The 20,399-nt window shown below is 74.3% G+C and carries 16 protein-coding genes; 10 read left to right on the forward strand and 6 right to left on the reverse strand.

Annotation, left to right across the window (positions count from 1 at the left end; translation table 11 throughout):
• The first annotated feature begins 21 nt into the window (after positions 1-21).
• From nirB to ACPPVO_RS19230, 3 genes are read left to right on the forward strand one after another with little or no spacing between them, the layout of a single operon-like run.
• Positions 22-2,451, forward strand: a complete 2,430-nt coding sequence (nirB, locus tag ACPPVO_RS19220) for a nitrite reductase large subunit NirB (protein ID WP_426512568.1) — start codon at positions 22-24, stop codon at positions 2,449-2,451.
• Entirely contained in the window at positions 2,448-2,744 is a 297-nt protein-coding gene (locus tag ACPPVO_RS19225) for a Rieske (2Fe-2S) protein (protein WP_426512569.1), read from the forward strand. The genes nirB and ACPPVO_RS19225 overlap by 4 nt, the downstream gene beginning before the upstream one ends.
• 17 nt (positions 2,745-2,761) lie before the next feature.
• Entirely contained in the window at positions 2,762-3,568 is an 807-nt protein-coding gene (locus ACPPVO_RS19230) for a hypothetical protein (protein ID WP_426512570.1), read from the forward strand.
• Positions 3,569-3,856: 288 nt separating this feature from the next.
• Here the strand turns inward: ACPPVO_RS19230 and ACPPVO_RS19235 are convergent, their stop codons facing one another.
• The gene (locus tag ACPPVO_RS19235) at positions 3,857-5,026 is read right to left on the reverse strand and encodes a sensor histidine kinase (RefSeq protein WP_426512571.1); all 1,170 of its coding nucleotides are present in this window, start codon (positions 5,024-5,026) and stop codon (positions 3,857-3,859) included.
• Positions 5,023-5,673: a response regulator transcription factor gene (locus ACPPVO_RS19240; protein WP_426512572.1), complete on the reverse strand. Its 651-nt coding sequence runs from the start codon at positions 5,671-5,673 to the stop codon at positions 5,023-5,025. Before ACPPVO_RS19240 ends, ACPPVO_RS19235 begins: the two co-directional genes overlap by 4 nt.
• Positions 5,674-5,776: 103 nt before the next feature.
• On the opposite strand from ACPPVO_RS19240, the gene ACPPVO_RS19245 reads away from it, so the two are divergent.
• Genes ACPPVO_RS19245 through ACPPVO_RS19255 form a run of 3 tightly spaced genes read left to right on the forward strand, consistent with a single transcriptional unit; the run spans position 5,777 to position 8,561 of the window.
• Positions 5,777-6,298: a hypothetical protein gene (locus ACPPVO_RS19245; RefSeq protein WP_426512573.1), complete on the forward strand. Its 522-nt coding sequence runs from the start codon at positions 5,777-5,779 to the stop codon at positions 6,296-6,298.
• Positions 6,295-7,365 carry a peptidoglycan-binding protein gene (locus ACPPVO_RS19250; RefSeq protein ID WP_426512574.1) on the forward strand — a complete coding sequence of 357 codons (1,071 nt, stop codon included), beginning with the start codon at positions 6,295-6,297 and terminating at the stop codon, positions 7,363-7,365. Before ACPPVO_RS19245 ends, ACPPVO_RS19250 begins: the two co-directional genes overlap by 4 nt.
• The gene (locus ACPPVO_RS19255; RefSeq protein ID WP_426512575.1) at positions 7,362-8,561 is read left to right on the forward strand and encodes an ABC transporter permease; all 1,200 of its coding nucleotides are present in this window, start codon (positions 7,362-7,364) and stop codon (positions 8,559-8,561) included. Before ACPPVO_RS19250 ends, ACPPVO_RS19255 begins: the two co-directional genes overlap by 4 nt.
• 4 nt (positions 8,562-8,565) lie before the next feature.
• On the opposite strand, the gene ACPPVO_RS19260 is transcribed toward ACPPVO_RS19255, so the two are convergent.
• Both ACPPVO_RS19260 and ACPPVO_RS19265 read right to left on the reverse strand, forming a co-directional pair.
• Positions 8,566-9,216: a response regulator gene (locus ACPPVO_RS19260; RefSeq protein ID WP_426512576.1), complete on the reverse strand. Its 651-nt coding sequence runs from the start codon at positions 9,214-9,216 to the stop codon at positions 8,566-8,568.
• Positions 9,213-10,526, reverse strand: coding sequence for a sensor histidine kinase (locus ACPPVO_RS19265; protein WP_426512577.1), 1,314 nt, complete (start codon positions 10,524-10,526; stop codon positions 9,213-9,215). Before ACPPVO_RS19265 ends, ACPPVO_RS19260 begins: the two co-directional genes overlap by 4 nt.
• A 109-nt stretch (positions 10,527-10,635) precedes the next feature.
• On the opposite strand from ACPPVO_RS19265, the gene ACPPVO_RS19270 reads away from it, so the two are divergent.
• From ACPPVO_RS19270 to ACPPVO_RS19285, 4 genes are read left to right on the forward strand one after another with little or no spacing between them, the layout of a single operon-like run.
• The gene (locus ACPPVO_RS19270; protein ID WP_426512578.1) at positions 10,636-11,175 is read left to right on the forward strand and encodes a hypothetical protein; all 540 of its coding nucleotides are present in this window, start codon (positions 10,636-10,638) and stop codon (positions 11,173-11,175) included.
• Entirely contained in the window at positions 11,172-12,263 is a 1,092-nt protein-coding gene (locus tag ACPPVO_RS19275) for a peptidoglycan-binding protein (protein ID WP_426512579.1), read from the forward strand. The genes ACPPVO_RS19270 and ACPPVO_RS19275 overlap by 4 nt, the downstream gene beginning before the upstream one ends.
• Positions 12,260-12,949: an ABC transporter ATP-binding protein gene (locus ACPPVO_RS19280; protein ID WP_426512580.1), complete on the forward strand. Its 690-nt coding sequence runs from the start codon at positions 12,260-12,262 to the stop codon at positions 12,947-12,949. The genes ACPPVO_RS19275 and ACPPVO_RS19280 overlap by 4 nt, the downstream gene beginning before the upstream one ends.
• A complete protein-coding gene (locus ACPPVO_RS19285; RefSeq protein WP_426512581.1) occupies positions 12,946-14,133 on the forward strand; it encodes an ABC transporter permease in 1,188 nt (395 codons plus the stop codon). The genes ACPPVO_RS19280 and ACPPVO_RS19285 overlap by 4 nt, the downstream gene beginning before the upstream one ends.
• Positions 14,134-14,143: 10 nt before the next feature.
• On the opposite strand, the gene ACPPVO_RS19290 is transcribed toward ACPPVO_RS19285, so the two are convergent.
• Entirely contained in the window at positions 14,144-16,318 is a 2,175-nt protein-coding gene (locus ACPPVO_RS19290) for an acyltransferase family protein (protein WP_426512582.1), read from the reverse strand.
• Positions 16,319-16,470: 152 nt separating this feature from the next.
• Positions 16,471-20,154, reverse strand: a complete 3,684-nt coding sequence (locus tag ACPPVO_RS19295) for a DUF7594 domain-containing protein (protein ID WP_426512583.1) — start codon at positions 20,152-20,154, stop codon at positions 16,471-16,473.
• Positions 20,155-20,399: the final 245 nt, after the last annotated feature.

The following is a 20,399-nucleotide window of genomic DNA, read 5'->3' on the forward strand; positions in this document are numbered from 1 at the left end:
CCGGAGCGAAGCGGAGGGCGCATGACCAGGTCGAGGCTGGTCGTGGTCGGCAACGGGATGGCCGGCGCGCGGACCGTCGAGGAGATCCTCAAGCGCGGCGGCGCGGAGCAGTTCGACATCACGATGTTCGGGGCGGAGCCGTACGGCAACTACAACCGCATCCTGCTGTCCAACGTGCTCAGCGGCGCCGAGGACGAGTCCGGCATCTTCCTCAACGACCTGGAGTGGTACCGCGAGCACGGCATCGAGCTGCGCGCCGGCGTCCGCGTCACCCGCATCGACCGCTTCGCCCGGGTCGTGCACGCCGAGGACGGCACCGAGCGCGCGTACGACAAGCTCATCATCGCCACCGGCAGCAGCGCCCACGTGCCCGCCATCCCCGGCATCCGGCACCCGAGCCGCGGCTACCACCAGGGCGTCTTCGCGTTCCGCACGCTCGACGACACCCGCGCCATGGTCCGCTACGCGCGCCAGCACGAGCGGGCCGTCGTCATCGGCGGCGGGCTGCTCGGCCTCGAGGCGGCCCGCGGCCTGCAGGCGCACCTGCCGCACGTGACGCTCGTGCACTCCGGCGGCCACCTCATGCACGCCCAGCTCGACGCGCAGGGCGGGGCGATCCTGCGGCGCAGCATCGAGGCGCTCGGCATCGAGGTCATCACCGGCGCCCGCACCACCGAGATCCTCGGGCGCACCGCCGTCACCGGGGTCAGGCTGCGCGACGGCCGCGACCTGCCCTGCGACGTCGTGGTCATCGCGGCCGGCATCCGCCCCGACGCCGAGCTCGCCGCGGCCAGCGGGCTCGTGGTCGAGCGCGGCATCGTCGTCGACGACCACCTGCAGGCCCTCGACGAGCCCGACATCTACGCCGTCGGCGAGTGCGTGCAGCACCGCGGCGAGACCTACGGGCTCGTCGCGCCGCTATGGGAGCAGGCCCGGGTGCTCGCCGACCAGATCACCGGGGCCGACCCGTCCGCCGAGTACCACGGCACCCGTACCGCCACCAAGCTCAAGGTCGCCGGCGTGGACGTGGCCTCGATGGGCCTGCGCGAGGGCGAGCGCGACGACGACGAGACGCTGGTCTTCGCCGAGCCGGGCCGCGGCGTCTACAAGAGCGTCGTGATCCGTGACGGCCGGCTCGTCGGCGCCACCCTCGTCGGCGACGTGCGCCGCGTCGCCTTCCTGACGCAGGCGTACCACGAGGGCTCGCCCCTGCCGCCCGAGCGCGCCGAGCTGCTGTTCGACCTGAGCGCGCCCGACGACGCCGCGGCCGTGGCCGAGCTCGCCGACGACGTGCAGGTCTGCAACTGCAACGGCGTCACGAAGAAGATGCTGGCCGAGCCGAAGTTCCCCACCGTGGGCGCGGCGATGGAGACCACCCGCGCCGGCAAGGGCTGCGGCTCCTGCAAGTCCCTCGTGGCGCAGATCGTCGAGTGGGCCGCGGGCGGCGCGGTCGCCGAGGACCCCTCGGCGTCGTGGTACGTGCCGGGGGTACCGCTGGACAAGGACGCCCTGATGACGGCGATCCGGGCTCAGGGCCTGCGCTCGGTGTCGGCGGTGTTCGCGGCGCTCGCGCCCGGCGGGGCCGAGGACGCCAAGAGCAAGATGGGGCTCGCCTCGCTGCTGCGCATGATGTGGGGCGCCGACTACGTCGACGAGCGCGACGCGCGGTTCATCAACGACCGCGTGCACGCCAACATCCAGCGCGACGGCACCTTCTCGGTCGTACCGCAGCTCAAGGGCGGCGTCACCACCCCGGCCCAGCTGCGGCGCATCGCCGAGGTCGCGGAGAAGTACGAGGTGCCGATGGTGAAGCTCACCGGCGGGCAGCGCATCGACCTGCTGGGCGTGCGCAAGGAGGACCTCCCGGCGATGTGGGAGGACCTCGACATGCCCTCCGGCTGGGCGTACGGCAAGTCCTTCCGCACCGTCAAGACCTGCGTCGGCGCCGAGTTCTGCCGCTTCGGCCTGGGTGACTCGACCGCCCTCGGGATCGCGATCGAGGAGCGGTACCAGGGGATCGAGGCCCCGGGCAAGCTGAAGCTCGCGGTCACGGGCTGCCCGCGCAACTGCGCCGAGGCCTACGTGAAGGACCTCGGCGTGGTGGCCATCGAGGGCGGCCGCTGGGAGCTGTACGTCGGCGGCGCGGCCGGCGCGCACGTGCGCAAGGGCGACCTGCTCACCACCGTGTCCACGGCCGCCGAGGTGCTCACGCTGACCGGGCGTTTCATCCAGTACTACCGGGAGTCCGCGAACTGGCTGGAGCGCACGTACTCCTGGGTCCCGCGGCTGGGCATCGACCACATTCGCGCGGTCGTGGTCGAGGACGCGATGGGCTGGGCGGCCCGCCTCGACGAGGCGATGTCCGCCTCCGTGGCGGCGTACCGCGACCCGTGGCTGGAACGGCGCGCGGCCGCGACGCCGGGCCAGTTCCAGTCGGTGGCGCAGCCGTGACCGTCCTCGGCCCGCTGGCCGACATCCCGGTGGGGGAGGGTCGCGCCTACGACGTCGACGGCGCGGTCGTCGCGGTCTTCCGCCTGCGTGACGGGACGGTGCGCGCGGTGTCTGCGGTGTGCCCGCACGCGGGCGGCCCCCTCGCCGACGGCCTGACCGACCTGCGGCAGGTGGTGTGCCCGCTGCACCAGCACGCCTTCGACCTGACGACGGGCTGCTCGACGACGGGCCAGCCGAGCCTGACCGTGTACCCGGCCGCGGTCGACGCCGAGGGGCAGGTCGTCATCGGCTGATCCCGCAGAATGGGGACATGCGCCGCATCGCCGCCCTGCTCTTCATGCCGGTCCTGCTCGGTGCGTGCGCCGCGCCCGGGCCGGCGACGCCTCCGCCCGGCCCGAGCGCGTCCGCCACCTGGACCACGTACCAGGCCGAGGTGAGCGGCGTGACCCCCGGCCCCGGCGACAGCACGGTCACCGTCGAGGTCAGGGCGCTCGCCGGCCGCGAGGGCTGCTCACGCGACGTGCGGGTGACGAACCAGCAGGAGGAGAACGGCGTCATCTTCGCCAGCATCGTGCAGGACTCCGCGGAGTCGGCCACCTTCGGTGCCTGCCCCACCTTCACGCCCGTCCGGGTCACGATCACCGCGAAGGAGCCGATCGGCCACCGCCCGCTGACCCTCAACGAGCAGGCGTGGGCGCTGCGCGACGGGGCGTACACCCGCTGCTCGGAAGATCTGGGTTGTGACCCGCCGGCGGACCGCTGCGACCCGGTGTGGACGCGCGCGGCCGTCCGCGGCCTGGACGTGTCGCGTCACTCGCAGGGCAGCGTCGAGGCCTGCGACGGCACCTGGCTCGTCATGACGGTGCCCGACGACCCGGCGGCGTGCGGTGCCGAGCCCCGCCCCGGCTGCACGGTCGACACGGCCGTGCGACGGTACTTCCTGCACAACGAGCCGGCCGGCTGGACCGTCGTCGCCCAGACGACCACCGGCGGTTGCGACGCCGTGCTGCGCGCGGCGCCGAGCTTCCCCCGCCGCTTGTGCGCGGACCTGGAGCCGACCGGCCGCTACGTCACCACGGCACCGACCGCGCCGTCCGGTGCCCCACCGGGCGGCTGAGGAGTGCGATGGAGAGCCCGCGTGCGCTCGGTTTGCCGTCGGCGCGCCTGGCCGAGGCGGACCCTCAGCCCCAGAAACCCGGCGCCGTCATGGCGCCGGGTCTCCAGGGTGCCGGTGTGTGGTCGCCTCGCGGCGAGTGGCGCGACGTGGCTCCAGCCGAACGGTAGTCCACGACGGCATTTGTAGTTGCGGCCCGGGGACACAAGCACACCGACAAAGGGCTCAACCACGGCCGGGCCGAGATCATTCCCGGGGGAGCGATAGCGTCCGCGACCAGCGGTTCTACGCCTACGTGTACCCGTAGACCGGCAGCGTGACGGCGACCGTGAGGCCGCCGTCCGCGTTCGGCGTCGCGGTGATCGTGCCGGCGTGGGCGTGCACGATGGAGCGGACGATCGCCAGGCCCAGGCCGGTCGACGAGGCGCCCGCGGCGCGGCCGGAGACCAGCCGCTGGAACGGCTCGAACAGCCGGTCGACCGCGGCGGGCGGGATTTCCGGGCCGCTGTTGCGGACGCTGACGACCGCCCGCCCGTCGCCCCGACCGGTGACGACCTCGACCCAGCCGCCGTCGTGGTTGTGCCGGACGGCGTTGTCGACCAGGTTGCCGACCAGCCGGTCCAGCAGCACGGGGTCCCCGGCGACCGGGGCGGGGCGCAGGTCGCAGGTCACGGCGAGCCCGGCCCGGTCGGCCTCCTCGTCGGCGCCGCTGACCGCCGCGGCCGCCGCCGTGGCCAGGTCGTACGGCTCGGTGGCGATGACGCCGCTGTCGCTGCGGGCCAGCGCGAGCAGGCCGTCGAGCATCCGCTCGGCGCGGGCGGTCGCGGTGAGGACCCGGTCCGCCGTGGCCCGCCACTGCTCGGGCGTGCTCCGCCGCTTCGCCAGCTGGACCTCCATCCCGCTGCGCACGATCGCCAGCGGGGTGCGCAGGTCGTGCGCGGCGTCGGCGACGAACCGGCGCTGGCTGGCGAAGGCCGCCTCCAGCCGCCCGACCATCTCGTCGAACGTGTCGGCCAGCTCCTTGAGCTCGTCCTGGCGGCCGGTGAGCGCGATCCGCTCGTGCAGCCGGTCCTGGGAGATCCGCCGCGTCGTCGCGGTGAGCGTGCGCAGCGGCCGCAGCAGGCGCCCGGCGACGATCCAGGAGATCGCGAGGCCGGCGACCGCGGTGACGAGCAGCCCGATCGCGGACGCGCCGGCGGTACCGAGCAGGGTCTGACGGCGCAGGGCGGCGATCCGGGCCGCGTCGATGTCGACGCTGCGCAGCTTCACGTCCAGGTCGGAGCCGGCGTCGGGCGCGGCGCCGCGCATCTGCGCCAGCTGCGCCGCCGTCGGGTCGTGGATGTTGTTGTACAGCGTGTGGTACAGCAGCCAGTAGTTGAGCGCCAGCAGGGCCGCGGAGGTGACCACGAGCACGATCGCGTAGACCACGGTCAGGCGCAGCCGGATCGACGGGTGTCTCACAGCCGGTACCCCGATCCCACGACCGTCGCGATGAGCGGCGGGTCGCCGAGCTTGCGCCGCAGACGGGCCACGGTGACCCGCACGGTGGCCGTGAACGGGTCCGCGTGCTCGTCCCAGGCCCGGTCCAGCAGCGCCTCCGAGCTGACCACGGCGCCGTCGGCGCTCATCAGGATCTCCAGCACCGCCAGCTCCTTGGTGGTCAGCGGGACCGTGCGGCCGTCGCGGGTGACGGCGCGCCGGGCGGTGTCGAAGGTGAGCCCGGCGCGGCGCAGCACCCGCGGCGCGTTGGTGGCCCGCCTTGCCAGCGCCCGGATGCGCAGCACCAGCTCGGCGAAGACGAACGGCTTGGGCAGGTAGTCGTCGGCGCCGAGGGTCAGCCCGGCGACGCGGTCCGCCGCCTCGCCGGCCGCGGTGAGCATGAGGACGCGCGCGGTGCCGTCGGCGGCCGCCAGCGCGGTGCACACCTGGTCGCCGTGCAGCCGCGGCAGGTCGCGGTCCAGCACGACGACGTCGTACGGGTTGGTCACCGCCTTGTGCAGCCCGTCCAGCCCGTCGGCGGCGACGTCGACCGCCATGCCCTGGTCGCGCAGCCCGTCGGCGACCTGCTCGGCCAGCAGCGGCTCGTCCTCGATGAGTAGCACTCGCACGACGCACCCTCCACAACCCGGCCATTCTGCGCGATCGGGGGTTACACCAGCGTTACAGGCGCCGCAACGGTACCGTTGCGGCCGTTGCGCTGCACTGGAGCGCATGACGAGGGGTGGGCGGATCGCCGTCCTGTTGCCACTGCTGCTGGCCGCCGCGGCCGCGTGCACGAAGGCGGACGACGGCAAGGACGTGGCGAGCGCGGGCGGTGGGGCGACGCCGGCGGCGACCGCGTCGCTGAGCGCCCAGGAGCAGGGCCTGCGGCACGCGCGGTGCATGCGCGAGCACGGGGTCCCGGAGGCCGACCCGGTGGTCAACGCGGCCGGCGGCGTCCGCATCGGCGGCGGCTACGACAAGAGTGCGATCGACGCCGACGTGCTGGCCCGGGCGACCGAGGCGTGCAAGCCCTTCGAGGTCGGGATGAGCGCCGACGACCTGGCCCTGAAGGTCGGCGCGGCGCGGGAGGAGGCGCGCTGCATGCGGGCCCACGGCGTGGAGGAGTTCCCGGACCCGGAGCCGAACCTCGAGCACAACGTTCCCGAGTCGGTGCTGCGCGATCCGCAGTACGACGAGGCGGCGGCGGCCTGCATGCGCCACGGCGGCCAGTCGCCCGCCCCGTCCCGGTGAGCCGCCGCCCGCGCGGCGCCACCGCCGCGCTGTGGGGCCTGGGCGTGCTGACGGCCGGCGCGGCCGCCGTGGCCGCGGGCGGGTTCGGGTTCCGCGGCGGCGGCCCCGACCCGGGCCCCGCGGCCCGGCCGCCGGCGACCGCCGAGGTGACCCGGCAGACCATGCTCGACACCGACGAGCAGCCCGGCGAGCTCGGCTACGGCGCCCGGACGACGCTCGCGGGCCGGATCGACGGCATCGTCACGAAAGTGCCGCTCGCCGGCGACGTCGTCACCCGCGGGCAGGCGGTGTACCGGGTCGACGACACGCCCGTCGTCCTGCTCTACGGCGACATCACCGCGTACCGGACGCTGGCCCGTGGGGTCACCGGCCCCGACGTGCGGCAGCTCGAGGAGAACCTCACGGCCCTCGGCTACGCGGGCTTCACCGTCGACACCACGTACTCCGCGAGCACCGCCACCGCCGTGCGGCGCTGGCAGCACGACCTGGGCCTGCCCCCGACCGGGGCGGTCGAGCTGGGCCGGGTGCTGTTCGCGCCGGGCGAGATCCGCATCGACGCGGTCACCGTGGGCGTGAACCGCTCCACCGGCGGCGGCGACGAGATCTTGCAGTACACCGGGACCGGCCGCCGCGTGACCGTTCTGCTCGACGTGTCCGAACAGCGGCTGGCCCGCACCGGCGTCGCCGTCGGGGTGCGGCTGCCCGACGGGCGGTCGGTACCGGGCCGGGTCGAGCGCGTCTCGACCGTCGTCGAGCAGCCGCCGGGCGCCGCCGCGGCGCCGCGGACCCGGATCGAGGCGCTCGTGGCGCTGGCCGACCCGGCGGCGGCGAACGGCATCGACGCCGCCGTGGTCACCGTCGTGTTCACCGCCGACCGGCGCGAGAACGTGCTCACCGTGCCGGTCGCCGCGCTGCTCGCCCTCGCCGAGGGCGGTTACGGGGTCGAGGTCGTCGACGGCGCCGGCACGCACTACGTCCGGGTGCAGACCGGCCTGTTCGCCGGCGGCCGGGTCGAGATCAGCGGCGACGGGGTGCGCGAGGGCCTGACGGTGGGGATGCCGGCGTGACGCGCCCGTCGCCGTCCCGCCTGGCGCCCGGTGACCTCCTGCGGGCCGGCGGCGCCGGGCTGCGGGCCCGCCCGGCCCGGGCGCTGCTCTCCGCGCTCGGCATCGCCATCGGCATCGCCGCGATGGTCGCCGTGGTCGGCATCTCGTCCTCCTCGCAGGCGCAGCTCGACCAGCGCCTGGCCGCCCTCGGCACCAACCTGCTCACCGTCGCGCCCGGCCACACCATCGACGGGCAGCGCGCGACCCTGCCGGCCGAGGCCGAGCCGATGATCGGCCGGATCGGCCCGGTCACGGCCGTCGCGGCCACCGGCGCGGTCGACGGCGCCCACGTGTACCGCTCCGACCGCATCCCGAAGGCCGAGACCAACGGCCTGGTCGTGCTGGCCGCCCGGCTGGGCCTGCCGCGGACGGTCGGCGCCACCGTCCGCGCCGGCACCTGGCTGAACGCGGCCACCGGCCGCTACCCGGCGGCCGTGCTCGGCGCGACCGCGGCCGACCGGCTCGGCGTCGGCCGGCCCGGCCCGCAGACCGAGATCCTCGTCGGCGCCGGGCGGTTCACGGTGATCGGCGTCCTCGCGCCGGTCGCGCTCGCCCCCGAGCTGGACACCGCCGTCCTGGTCGGCTGGGACGTCGCCACCGCGGCGCTGGGCTTCGACGGGCACGCGACCACGGTGTACACCCGCAGCGAGGAGAGCCGGGTCGAGGCCGTCCGCGCCGTCCTGGCCGCCACCGCCAACCCCCAGGCGCCGGGCACCGTCGCGGTCTCCAAGCCGTCCGACGTGCTGGCCGCCCGCCGCGCCGCCGACGAGACCCTCAACGCCCTGCTGCTCGGTCTGGGCGCAGTGGCGCTGCTGGTCGGCGGGGTCGGGGTGGCGAACACGATGGTGATCTCGGTGCTGGAGCGCCGGTCGGAGATCGGCCTGCGCCGGGCCCTCGGCGCCACCCGCGGCCACATCCGGCTGCAGTTCCTCGCCGAGTCGCTGCTGCTGTCGGCGCTCGGCGGCTGCGGCGGCGTGCTGCTCGGCGTCGCCGTCACCGCCGGGTACGCGGCCTACCAGCGCTGGCCGGCGGTCGTGCCGCCGTGGGCCACCGCGGGCGCGGTCGCGGCCACGCTGCTGGTCGGCGGCCTGGCCGGGCTCTACCCGGCGCTGCGGGCCGCACGCCTGTCGCCCACGGAGGCCCTCGCCGCGTCCTGAGCGGCTACACCAGGCCGCTCTGGTGGGCGTAGATGACGGCGTGGATGCGGTCGCGCAGGCCGAGCTTGGCCAGGATGCGGCTGACGTGGGTCTTGACGGTGCCCTCGGAGATGGCCAGCCGGTCGCCGATCTCCTGGTTCGACAGGCCCTCGGCGATGCGCTCGAGGACGTCGCGCTCGCGGGCGGTCAGCGTGGCCAGCGGCGCGGTGTCGACGATCCGCGGGCCGGTGGCGACGAAGTGCTGGACGAGGCGGCGGGTGACGGTCGGCGCGGCGACGTTGTGCCCGCCCGCGACCGCCCGCACGGCCTGCAGCAGCTCGCCGTCGAGGGTGTCCTTGAGCAGGAAGCCGGCCGCGCCCGCGCGCAGCCCCGCGTAGACGTACTCGTCGAGGTCGAACGTCGTCAGGATGATCACGTGGGGCGGCTCGTCCGGCTCGAGGCCCGCCCGGATGCGGCGGGTCGCCTCGATGCCGTCGATGCCGGGCATCCGCACGTCCATGAGGACCACGTCCGGGCGGGTGCCGGCGACGACGGTCAGCACCTGCAGGCCGTCGGCGGCCTCGCCCACGACCGCCATGTCGTCGGTACCGTCGAGAATCATGTGAAAGCCGGCCCGGACCAGCATCTGGTCGTCGGCGATCACGACGCGGATCACGCGACGAGCTCCGCGGGAACGGCGGTGACCGGGAGCCGGGCCCGCACCTCGAACCCGCCGCCGTCCGCGGGGCCGGCCCGCAGGTCGCCGCCGAGGGCATGGACCCGTTCGGTGATGCCGCGCAGGCCGTTGCCGGGCACGGGTGACGGTACCGCCGCGCCGTTGTCCGCCACCCGGACGGTCACGCCGGTGTGGTCGAAGTCGAGCCCGACCGTGCAGTGCGCCCCGGGCGTCGCGTGCTTGAGCGAGTTCGTCAGCGCCTCCTGGACGATGCGGTAGGCCGCCAGCTCGACGACGGCCGGCAGCGTCGCCGGCTCCCCGGTGACCCGGAAGTCGACCGGCGTGCCGCTGTCCCGCACCCGGTCGACCAGGCCGGGCAGGGTGGCGAGGCTCGGCTGGGGGGCCAGGTCGGCGTGCGGCTCGGTGCGCACCAGCCCGAGCAGCCGGCGCATCTCGGCGAGGGACGCGCGGCCGGTCGTGACGATGTTGCCCAGCGCCGCCTCCGTGCGCTCCGGCTGGCGGTTCAGCACCGCCTTGGCCCCCTGCGCCTGCACCACCATCACCGACAGGCCGTGCGCGACGACGTCGTGCAGCTCCCGGGTGATGCGCCCGCGCTCGGCGGCGACGGCGAGCGCGGTGCGCTGCTGCTGCTCGCGCTCGAGGTCGTCGGCGCGGGCCTGCAGCGTCGCGAGATGGGCCCGGCGGGTCCGCGCGCTGTCGGCGACGGCCCAGGTCGCGGCGAGCAGCAGGGCGGGCACGCTGATGGACCGGATGACCTGCAGCAGCAGCGGCAGGCCGTCGCCGTGCACGATGGCGTACGCGGTCTTGGCCGAACGGTCGCCGAAGGTGCTCGGCGGCCCGCCGTAGTTGCCGGTGAACAGCCCGGTCTCGTTCGAGAAGCCGCCGGCGAACAGCACCGCCTCGACGGCGACCAGCGCGGCGACGACGGTCCGGCGGGCGTGGTGCGACCCGGCCAGCGTGTACATGGCGACCAGCACGGCGACGTCCATCGGCGGCGACTTCATGAACCCGTCGAGCATGTGGACGGTGGCCGAGCCGGACGCCAGGACCATCGCCGTGAGGGGCCGAAAGTGCCGCAGCGGGATCGCGACGGCGGCCGGCACGCCGGCCAGGCACCACCAGAAGACGTGGGCGTGCCAGGCCTCCACCGTGCCGAACGTGTCGAGCACCTTGGCGTCCCGCTGGTTGAACATCAGGAAGGCGTCGCTCCAGAGCAGGGTCGCGGCGACGAGCACGACGATGAGCGCCCCGTCCAGGAAGAGCCGGCGGCGCTCCGGGCTGTGCTGCATCGGCCCAGCGTACGTGGGTGCGCGGGGCCGGACATCCGTCGAGCGACAGATGCCGGGGTCGGCCGGCGGCCAGACGCGCACGACGGTTCCGGCGACGAAGCTGGGCGGCATGACACGTCGACCGTTCGTGGTGATCGCCCTGCTGGCCGTGCTGGCCGGCGGCGCGTCCGCCTGCTCCTCCGGCTCCGGCGGCCCGGGGGCGTCGCCGAGTGCGAGCTTCGACTCGGAGCGGGCGCTGAGCATCGGGCGCCGGTTCGCGCAGTGCGCCCGGGACCACGGGTACCCCGCCTTCCCGGATCCGGTGGTCCAGGACGGCAACCTCGCCTGGCCGGGCGAGGTGCCGGACCTCAAGGACCAGATCCGCACCATCATGGAGCAGCAGCCCGAGTGCAAGGCGATCATGGACGAGTCGATGTCGCTCGGCGATCCCCACCGGGACACGACGCCGAGCGCGCAGGACATGGAGAAGCTGCGCGCGTTCGCCAAGTGCATGCGCGACCAGGGCATCGAAGGCTTCCCCGACCCGAAGCCCGACGGCACCTTCCCGCTCGTCGGCACGCCGCTGGAGCAGGAGGGCAAGTCGGAGCGGGTCCTCACCGCGATCGACGCCTGCAAGCACCTGTACGACAAGAAGATCGCGATCTCGTGAAGGGCCGCCCGTGGACGGTCGTCGCCGCGGTGCTCGCGGTGGCGGCCGGGTTGATCGGCTGGGCGGTGACCCGCAGGCCCTCGGCCGCGCCGGTCGCCGCGCCGCAGCTGCACACGACGACCGCGCCGGTGGCCCGGGGCGATGTGACGGCCCGCGTCCAGGTCGCCGGCACGCTGGGCTTCGACGGTGCGTACACCATCGTCAACCAGCTGCCCGGCGGCGTGGTGACCGCCGTGGCCACGCCCGGCACGGCGGTCGTGCGCGGCGCGGACCTGTACGCGGTCGCCGGCGTGCCCGCCGTGCTGCTCTACGGCACCACGCCCGCCTACCGCGACCTCGCCCTCGGCATGAGCGACGGCGCCGACGTGCTGCAGCTCGAGCAGAACCTCGTCGAGCTCGGCCTGGACCCGCAGCACGGCATCACCGTCGACCGGCACTTCGGCGACGCCACGGCGACGGCGATCCGGCGCTGGCAGAAGGCGCGGGGCCTGCCCGTGGCCGAGCGCACCGGCGGGCTGCCGCTCGGCCAGGTCGTGTTCCTCCCCGGTGCGCTGCGCGTCGGCGACGCCGTCGTCGCGCCCGGGGGCACGGCCGGGCCGGGCGCGCCGGTGCTGTCGGTGTCGTCGACCGCGCGCGTGGTCCGGGTCGCGCTCACCGCCTCCCGGCAGGCCAGTGTCCACCCCGGCGACCCGGTCAAGGTCACCGTTCCGGGGCTGAACACCGCGTTGGACGGCACCGTCCGGGAGGTCGGCACCGTGGCCACGACGGCCACCGAGGGCAACGGGGCGCCCGGGCCGGCGACGGTACCGATGGTCGTCACCGTCACCCTGCCGCCCGGCGCGCCGGTGCTCGACCAGGCGCCCGTGCAGGTCGCGATCACCGGGGCGCAGCGGCGCAACGTGCTGCTCGTGCCGGTGACGGCGCTGCTCGCCGGGGCCGCGGGCGGCTACCAGGTCGCCGTCGTGGACGGCGCCGGGCGGCGGCTCGTGACCGTGCAGACCGGGCTGTTCGACGAGAACGCGGGCACCGTCGAGGTCACCGGCGACGGGCTGACCGTGGGCGTGCGGGTCGAGGTGCCGGCCTCGTGAACGACGCCGTGCTGTGCCTGAGCAACGCCGGCCGCACCTACCCCGGCACGCCACCGGTCGAGTCGCTGCGCGGGGTGGACCTCACCGTCGGTACCGGCGAGATGGTGGCCGTCGTCGGGCCCTCCGGCTCCGGCAAGACCACCCTGCTCAACCTCGCCGCCGGGCTCGACCGGCCGACGTCCGGCTCGGTCCGGCTGGCCGGCCGCGCGGTCGGGGACCTCACCGACCGGCAGCTGTCCGGGCTGCGCGCCCACGCGCTCGGGGTGGTGTTCCAGCAGTTCTTCCTGCTCGACCAGCTGTCCTCCGTGGACAACGTCGCCAACGGCCTGCTGTACCGCGGGGTGCCCGCGCGGCAGCGCCGGCGGGCGGCCGCCGAGGCCCTCGACCGGGTCGGCCTGAGTCACCGGGCCGCGCATCCGGCCGGAAAGCTCTCCGGCGGCGAGCGCCAGCGCGTGGCCATCGCAAGGGCCATCGTGGGCCGCCCGGCGCTCGTCCTCGCCGACGAGCCGACCGGGAACCTCGACAGCGCCAACGGCGCCCAGATCCTCGCCCTGCTGCAGGACCTGCACGCCGACGGCGTCACCCTGCTCGTCATCACGCACGACGCCACCGTCGCCGGCGCCTGCCCGCGCCGGGTCGACCTCCGCGACGGCCGGGTCGTCGCCGACACCGGACGGACCGCATGAGATCCCGGGTACGCGCCGCCGACCTGCTCCCCCTGGCCACCATCGGCATCCGCAGCCGCGCCCTGCGCGCCGCCCTGTCCACCCTCGGCATCGCGATCGGCATCGCGGCCATCGCCGGCGTGCTCGGCATCACCCGCTCCAGCCAGGCCGACCTGCTCTCGCGCATCGACCGGCTCGGCACCGACCTGCTCACCGTGGCCAACGGCACCCGCGTCGGCGGCGACGAGGCCAAGCTGCCGCCCACCGCGCCCGCGGGCGTCGCCCGCACGCCCGGCGTGCAGAAGATCACCGCCACCGCGGCCATCGCCCGCGTCCAGGTCTTCCGCACCGACCGGATCCCGGCGTACCGCGGGGGAGGCATCGAGGTGCGGGCGACCGACACGTCGCTGCTCGACACGCTCGACGGGCACCTCGACACCGGGGTCTTCCTCAACGACGCGACGCAGCGGTACCCGGTGGTGGTGCTCGGCCACGACGCCGCCTCCGCCCTCGGCATCGTCCGCGTGGACCCCGGCACCCGGGTCTGGGTGGGCGAGCACTGGTTCGCCGTGGCCGGCATCCTGCGCCCGTTCGAGCTCGCGCCGGAGGTCGACCGCGCCGTGCTCATCGGCCTGCCCGTCGCCGCGGACTACTTCGGCTACGACGGCCACCCGACCCGCCTGTACGTGCGCACCGACACCGCCCGCACGGCCCAGGTCGCCACGATGCTGGCCCGCGCGGCCAACCCGATGGAGCCCAGCAGCGTCGCGGTGAGCCGCCCGTCGGACGCCCTCGCCTCCCGCCTGCTCGTCGCCGACTCGACCACCGCCCTGCTGCTCGGCCTGGGCGCCGTGGCCCTGCTCGTCGGCGGCGTCGGCATCGCCAACGTGATGGTCATCTCGGTCCTCGAACGGCGCACCGAGATCGGCCTGCGCCGCGCCCTCGGCGCCGCGCGCGGGCACATCGCCGTGCAGTTCCTCGGCGAGTCGCTGCTGTTGTCGGCCCTCGGTGGCGTGGGGGGCACCGTCCTGGCCGCGGTCGTCACGTACGCCGTCGCGACCTACCGCGGCTGGCAACCGCTCCTGCCGGCGACGGGGGTGTGGGCGGGGCTCGGCGCCGCGCTGGTCATCGGGGCGGTGGCGGGCCTCTACCCGGCGACGAGGGCCGCCCGCCTCAACCCCACCGACGCCCTGCGCACGTCCTGAGGGCCGGTCGTCACCCGGTCAGGGCGGCGGTCAGCAGCGGGGTCAGCAGCTTGACGTAGCTGTCGGTGACGTGGCTGCCGTCGCGGTACACGAGGGTGTTGCCGATGATCGCCGGGCACAGCGTGTCGGTGCAGAACCACTCGGTCGGGTCCAGCACGGCGACGCCCGCGGGCCGGGCCGCGGTCTCGATGGCGGTCTTGCGGGCGGCGTACTCGGCGGTCGGCACCTTGAGCGCGCACTGCTGGACCGCCGCCGGGTGCTGGGCGACGCAGTCCGGCACGCTCACGCCGCGCGGGTCCGGGGTGTCCTGCATGATGATCGGGCGGGCGCCGAGCTGGGCGAGCCTCGTGGCGGAGGCGACGGTGGCCTGGGCCCAGGCCGTGTCGGCGTGGGCCTTGTCGACGGCCGGCGCGCCCTGGCCGTTGACCGGCGGGTCGGTGTAGGTACGGGTCGACAGGAGTACGAGCGCGGGCTTGAGCTTTTTGATCAACGCGAAGGCGTCCTCGCGCCAGTCGGCGCACTCAGTGTACGCCCGCCGGGAGTTGATTTTGATCGTCAGCGCGGCGGCCGGGGTGCACCCGCTCTTCGCGAGGACCACGAGCCGCCACTGCTTCTTCTTGGCGACGGCGTCCATCGCGTCGAACCACTGCTCGGTGTGCGAGTCGCCGAACAGCACGACGGTGGTCTGGGCGTTCGGGACGCCGTGGCGGTCGCAGCCCAGGGCGACGGCGGGCGCGGTCGCGGACTCGTCGAGGGAGGCCAGGCAGCCCTTGTCGGCCTGGGGCAGGTCCTTGCCGGCCGCGGTCACGGGCGGGACGAGGTTCTGCGGCATGGCGGCGACGGTCGCGCTGGTCCGGATGAGCTCGAGCAGGTGCTGGCGGGCCTCGGCGAGCTGCTGCGCGTCGGAGACGACCGCGGCGGTGTCCTGCGCGGTGCCCTCGCCCTGGACCCGCATCGGCAGGCCCATGAAGATCACCGAGGCGCCGACCGCCAGGGCCGTCGTCGTCACGCCGAGGAACAGCCCCCGCCGCGGCCGGCGCTTGAACACGGGGTGGAACCGGATCGGGTTCTCCACCAGCAGCAGCGACAGCCGCGCGGGGATCAGCGCGCCCGCGGCGACGGCCACCCGCACCCAGACGTTGAGCTCCTGCCCGGCGATGTGCGGGGCGAGGATCAGCAGCGGCCAGTGCCACAGGTACCAGCTGTACGACAGCTTGCCGAACCACTGGAACAGGCCCGTGCGCAGCAGGACCCCGGCGCCGTACGCCGGTGCCGCGCAGCCCCCGGCGATGACCAGCGCCGCGCCGGCCACGGGCAGCAGCGCCGCCTTGCCCGGGAACACGGTCGTCTCGCTGTACCGCAACGCCGCCGCCACGATCATGACGAGCCCGGCCCAGGTGGCCACGGCCCCGACGGCGGCGGGGAGGCGCTCGAGCCGGTCGGCGGCGAGCGCGACGAGCGCCCCGGCGGCCAGCTCCCAGGCGCGGGCCTGGATGCCGAAGTACGCCCAGGGCTGGGCGTGGCCGGTCTGCCACACACAGATACCGAACGACACCGCGGCCAGACCGGTCAGCGCGAGCGCCGCCGACAGCCGGCTCGGCCGCCCGCGGCGCATCCAGGCCGCCGACGCGGCGACGAGCAGGAGGGGCCAGATGAAGTAGTACTGCTCCTCGACCGCGAGTGACCAGAAGTGCTGCAGCGGGGAGGGCTCCCGTTCGGCGGAGAGGTAGTCGGTGCCCTGCACCGCCAGCCGGACGTTGATGCCGTACGCGGCGGCGGTGAGCGCGTCGATCGAGACGGCTTTCGCCGCAATGGGTGACATCCACGCCCAGGCCGCCGCGACGGTGGTCAGCACCACCACGGTGGAGGCGGGCAGCAGCCGGACCATGCGCCGGCCGTAGAACGCGCCGAACCGGATGCGCCCGGTCTTCTGCAGCTCCCGGAACAGGTGCAGCGTGATGAGGAAGCCGGAGATCACGAAGAACACGTCGACGCCGACGTAACCGCCCGTGATCCGCCCGACACCGGCGTGGTCGGCCACGACCAGCAGGACGGCTACGGCCCGTAACCCCTCGATGTCGGGGCGGAACCGCCGCTGCTTCGGCTCCGCGCCGGCCGCCGCCCGCGGGGGTGCGGGCGCCGGGCGCCGGGCCGGCGCCGGACGCGCCGGGTAGTAGGTGGTCACCGACCGCGTCCCAGGCTGCGCACCGCAACACGGTAGCGGCCCTCGCGCCGTGGCCCGAGCGGGGGCTGCCCGGGGTCCGGCCGCTGGTCAGGCGGTTGCGCACGATGAAACGGCCCGGCCGGAGCCCGGCCGGGCCGTTTCGCCGGGTGCGGTCAGTTCACGGCGATGGCGAACACCGCCACCCCGGACACGTTGGGCAGGGTGATCGAGGCGATCTGGGCCCCCGTCGCCGACAGCGGCTGGCCGTTGTCGAGCAGCGCCGCCGGCGTGGTCGCGAACATGTACACGTTGCGCGTCTGCTTGGCGCCGGTCGCGTCCACCCGGTAGGTGCTGGTGGCCACGATCGTGTTGCCCGGGTCCACGCCCCAGGCGCCGTTGCCCAGCGTCCAGTCGGAGAAGCGGACGGGGATGTTCTGGGTATGGCCGTTGGTGTAGGTGACCTTCATGGTGACACCCGTGCCGCCGGCCACGGTCGTGGCCGAGCCCAGGAACGAGATGTGCTCGGCGAACGTGCCGTTACTGTCCACGGGCGCGGGCAGGATCGCGCCCTTGGTGTACCAGGCGTCGAACGCGCCGACGGACACCGGGCGCAGTGTGAAGAGGTCGCCGTTGGGCATGGACAGGGACTGGCCCGGGGCCACGCCGAGCGCGCAGGCCGACCACGCGCAGCCCGAGGTCACCCCGGGGGCCAGGGCGGCGGTGGCCAGGGCCGGCGCGCTGTACGACTGGGTGCCGAACAGCGTCGAGTACCACGCGGCGTCCGGGTTGATTGCACTGACGCCCGGCGGGGAGTACGAGGAGCCGAGCGCCACCTCGTGCGATCCCCAGGCGGCCTGTGAGATGGGCCGGCCGGTGGTGCTCGCCCAGGTCGTCTTGCCGGCGGCGGTGTGCGCGTTGAAGACGTTGAGCGTGCCGTCGGGAGCCACCGCCCAGAGCGGCCAGTTGCCGTTGGGGTCGACCCGCCCGGTCGTGGCGACCAGCGGGTAGCTGCCGTCGAGGCCCTTGCCGGCGTAGACGACGGCCGCGGCCAGGCTGACGTCGATCGGGCTGGTGCCGTTCGGGAACATCACGATGTTGCCGTTGCCGATGTCCCGGGCGAAGAGCGCGGTGCCGCCGACGCCGGGCACCAAGCCCGCCCCGAGCAGCTGCATGTGGTCCCACTGCCAGGTGCCCGAGTTGCTCGAGATGAGCGTCGGCGTGGTGAAGCCGATCGCGCCGCTCGCCGGGGTGTACAGCCAGAGCCGGGTGGCGCCGTCGTAGAACTCGACGGTGAGCAGGTCCGGGCGTGCCCCGGGGGTGGTCGGCACCGCGATCGCCTGCGTCACCGAGGACCAGTCGGCCCCGTTGTAGTGCGCGCACGAGGCGCAGGCCGGCTTGCCGAGGTCGGTCGTCATGGTCCAGGTGGTGCCGTTGCCCGCGGCGTTCTGGGCGACGGCGAGGTTGCCGTTCTGCACGATGACCAGGTCGTCGGTGTTGTTGCCGCTGAACGACCCGCCGTGCGTCACGAGGGCCCCGGCGAAGGTGCCGCCCGGCCACAGGGTGTCCTGGTTGTAGGCCAGCAGCACGCGGCCGCCGTACTGCAGCGGATCGGTCCCGGTGTTGCCGTACGGGTCCGGCGAGACGACGTCCGGGTTGGAGAAGATGCGGACGTTCCCGGCGGCGTCGATCGAGACGAGGTCGGGCTTGTTGTCGCCGTTGAGGTCGCCGGCGGTGCCGGGCGTGTAGGCGCCGAACGCCGACTGCTGGACGTAGAAGTCGTAGTGCACCGGCTGTGAGACGTTGCCGGCCGCGTCGACCGTCTGGACCCAGACCGTGTTGGTACCCCAGCGCAGCGCCGACAGGGGGACCGTCAGCGTCGCCGAGCCGCCGGCGGCCGCGATGGCCTGCTGCCCGTTGCCGCCGGAGGCGATGCCGGTGCCGTTGACGTTGTAGTTGAAGGAGGTGACGCCGCTGGGATTGTTGCCGCCGTCCGACGCCGTCAGGGTGAGCGTGCCGGAGCCGCCGGCAGTCACGGTCGTCGGGCCCTGGGGCGGGTAGGCGGCGCTGCTGACGGCGGGTGCGCCGGGTGCGGTGGCGTCGTACTGGAAGTAGCAGACCGCGGTGGCCGGGCCCCACAGGTGGGTGTTGTCGGCCTGGGCGTTCCAGGAGTACTGCTTGCCGTCGGCGACGGTGATGGTGTCGTGGATGGCGTAGCTGCCGCCGGAGTACGGGATGGAGGTGGTGATCGGCGACCGGGCACCCCCGTCGACGCCGACCCAGGCGTTGCCGTAGAGGGCGTCGCCGCCGGTGTCGGGGCTGGAGATGCTGTAGTTGAGGACGATCTGGTTGCTGGTCGCGGCGGGGATCAGGGTGCCGGGTGCGGTGGTGTTGCAGGGGTACGTCTGGCCGCCGTTGGTCTCGCTCAGAGCCGTCGGCTGGTCGGGCGTGGACCAGTAGGTGATGACGAGCGACGGGTTCAGCGCGAACTTGCGGTAGGCGCAGTGGTCGCTCTCGGTCGACATCCACAGGACCACGCTCACCGTCGCCCAGCCGGCGTCGCGGGCATTTGTCGCGATGTTGGTGGCCGGGATCTGGTAGCCGCCGTTGGTGCCGCTGACCGTGATCGAGTCGGTGGGGCTGCCGCCGATGCCGGGCTGGTTGCTCCAGGTCAGGTTCGAGCCGAAGTCGGAGCTGGTGGCGGCCTTCAGGGTGTAGCTGCCACTGCAGGAGGCGCCGGTCTGGGTGAGCTGGATGTGGGCCTCGGTGATCTGCTTGCCGGCCATTGCGGAGATCTGACCGAAGTGCAGGTAGCTGCGGGTGATGCCGGGGAGCCAGCCGCTGCCGTCGCTCCAGTCGGAGAAGCCGACGCGGAGGTTGTCGCCGGGGTTATAGGCCGGGGTCGAGGTGTGGTACGACTGCACGTAGGCCTCGGGGCTGGCGACCGGGGCGATGGCCGGGTCGATGTAGAGCGGGTAGGTGACGTCCGCGCCGTGCAGGGCCGCGGCGGGCGGGGTCAAAGTGATGGACCCGCCGTCGGTGCGGAGCGGAATCCCGGTGATGTGGGCGGCCTTGCCGGGGCCGCGTCCGGTGGAGGTTGCGGGCCGTTCGTCGCCGGTGATGGCGGACTCGTCGGCGTGACCGCGGAGGGTGGCCGGTCGGGCGGAGTCCCACATGGTGGGTGGGGGTGCGGCGAAGACGGACCGGCCGGTGGTGGTGTCGACGGCGTCGACGGTCTGGTGGTCGGTGGCCATCTTGAGGCCGGTGAGCTTGGTGTGCAGCCGGAGGTCGGCGAGGGCCGGGTCGGCCGCCGCGGCGGCGTCGTGGACGACGAGGACTTCGGTGATGCCGCCGTGGACGGTGGCGGTGACGCGCAGGTCGACGCCGGTGAGGACGTTGGTGTAGGTGGCGGTGGCGCCGTCGAGGGTGGGCTTGGGCAGGGTCATCGGCATGGTGATGGACATGAGGTGGCCGGTGCGGTCGTCGAAGACGGCGAGGGGCCCGGTGCCGCCGCCGGACAGGCGTAGCCCGGAGGCCGCGGCGGCGGGGGAGAGGCTGCCGTCGCTGTTGGCGTGCAGGGTGGCGTCGGGGTCGGCCCAGGCCTTGCCGTTCCAGCCGTGCCGGGGCTGCGCGCCCGAGGTGAAGGTGTAGGAGCCGTCCGGGTTGGCGAGCGTGTCGGTGTAGGCGGTGCGGGCCGACTCGACGGGCACGGCCTTGCCGGTGGACTTGGCCTGCGCCGTGGCGGCGGCCTCGGAACCGGCCGGCGGTGCGGCCTGGGCGGGTGTGGCGAGCGCCAGCGCGCCCACGGGTAAGGCCAGCGCGACGGACAACGCCGTTGCGAGCCGTTTCCTGCTGTGCATCCTGCTGCCTCCTGGTGCGGTCGGAGCGTCGGGACCCGGCCGCGCCGAACAGCGCGCGGCGACCCAGCCCCGTTCCGGGTCGCGGAAATGGCGCAAATGATAGAGCCGTCGCGATCAATCCGGCGGCCTGCAATCGTCCAGCGTCAATGATCGCTTTACGTCCGAAGTGGACACTTTGGCGGGTCGCCACCGCATGTTCGCAGCGAGCAGCCGTTTGACTGCGCCGCGTGAGGTTTGTCACGGGG

It is taken from the genome of Dactylosporangium sp. McL0621, from assembly GCF_049995355.1.
Lineage (GTDB): Bacteria > Actinomycetota > Actinomycetes > Mycobacteriales > Micromonosporaceae > Dactylosporangium.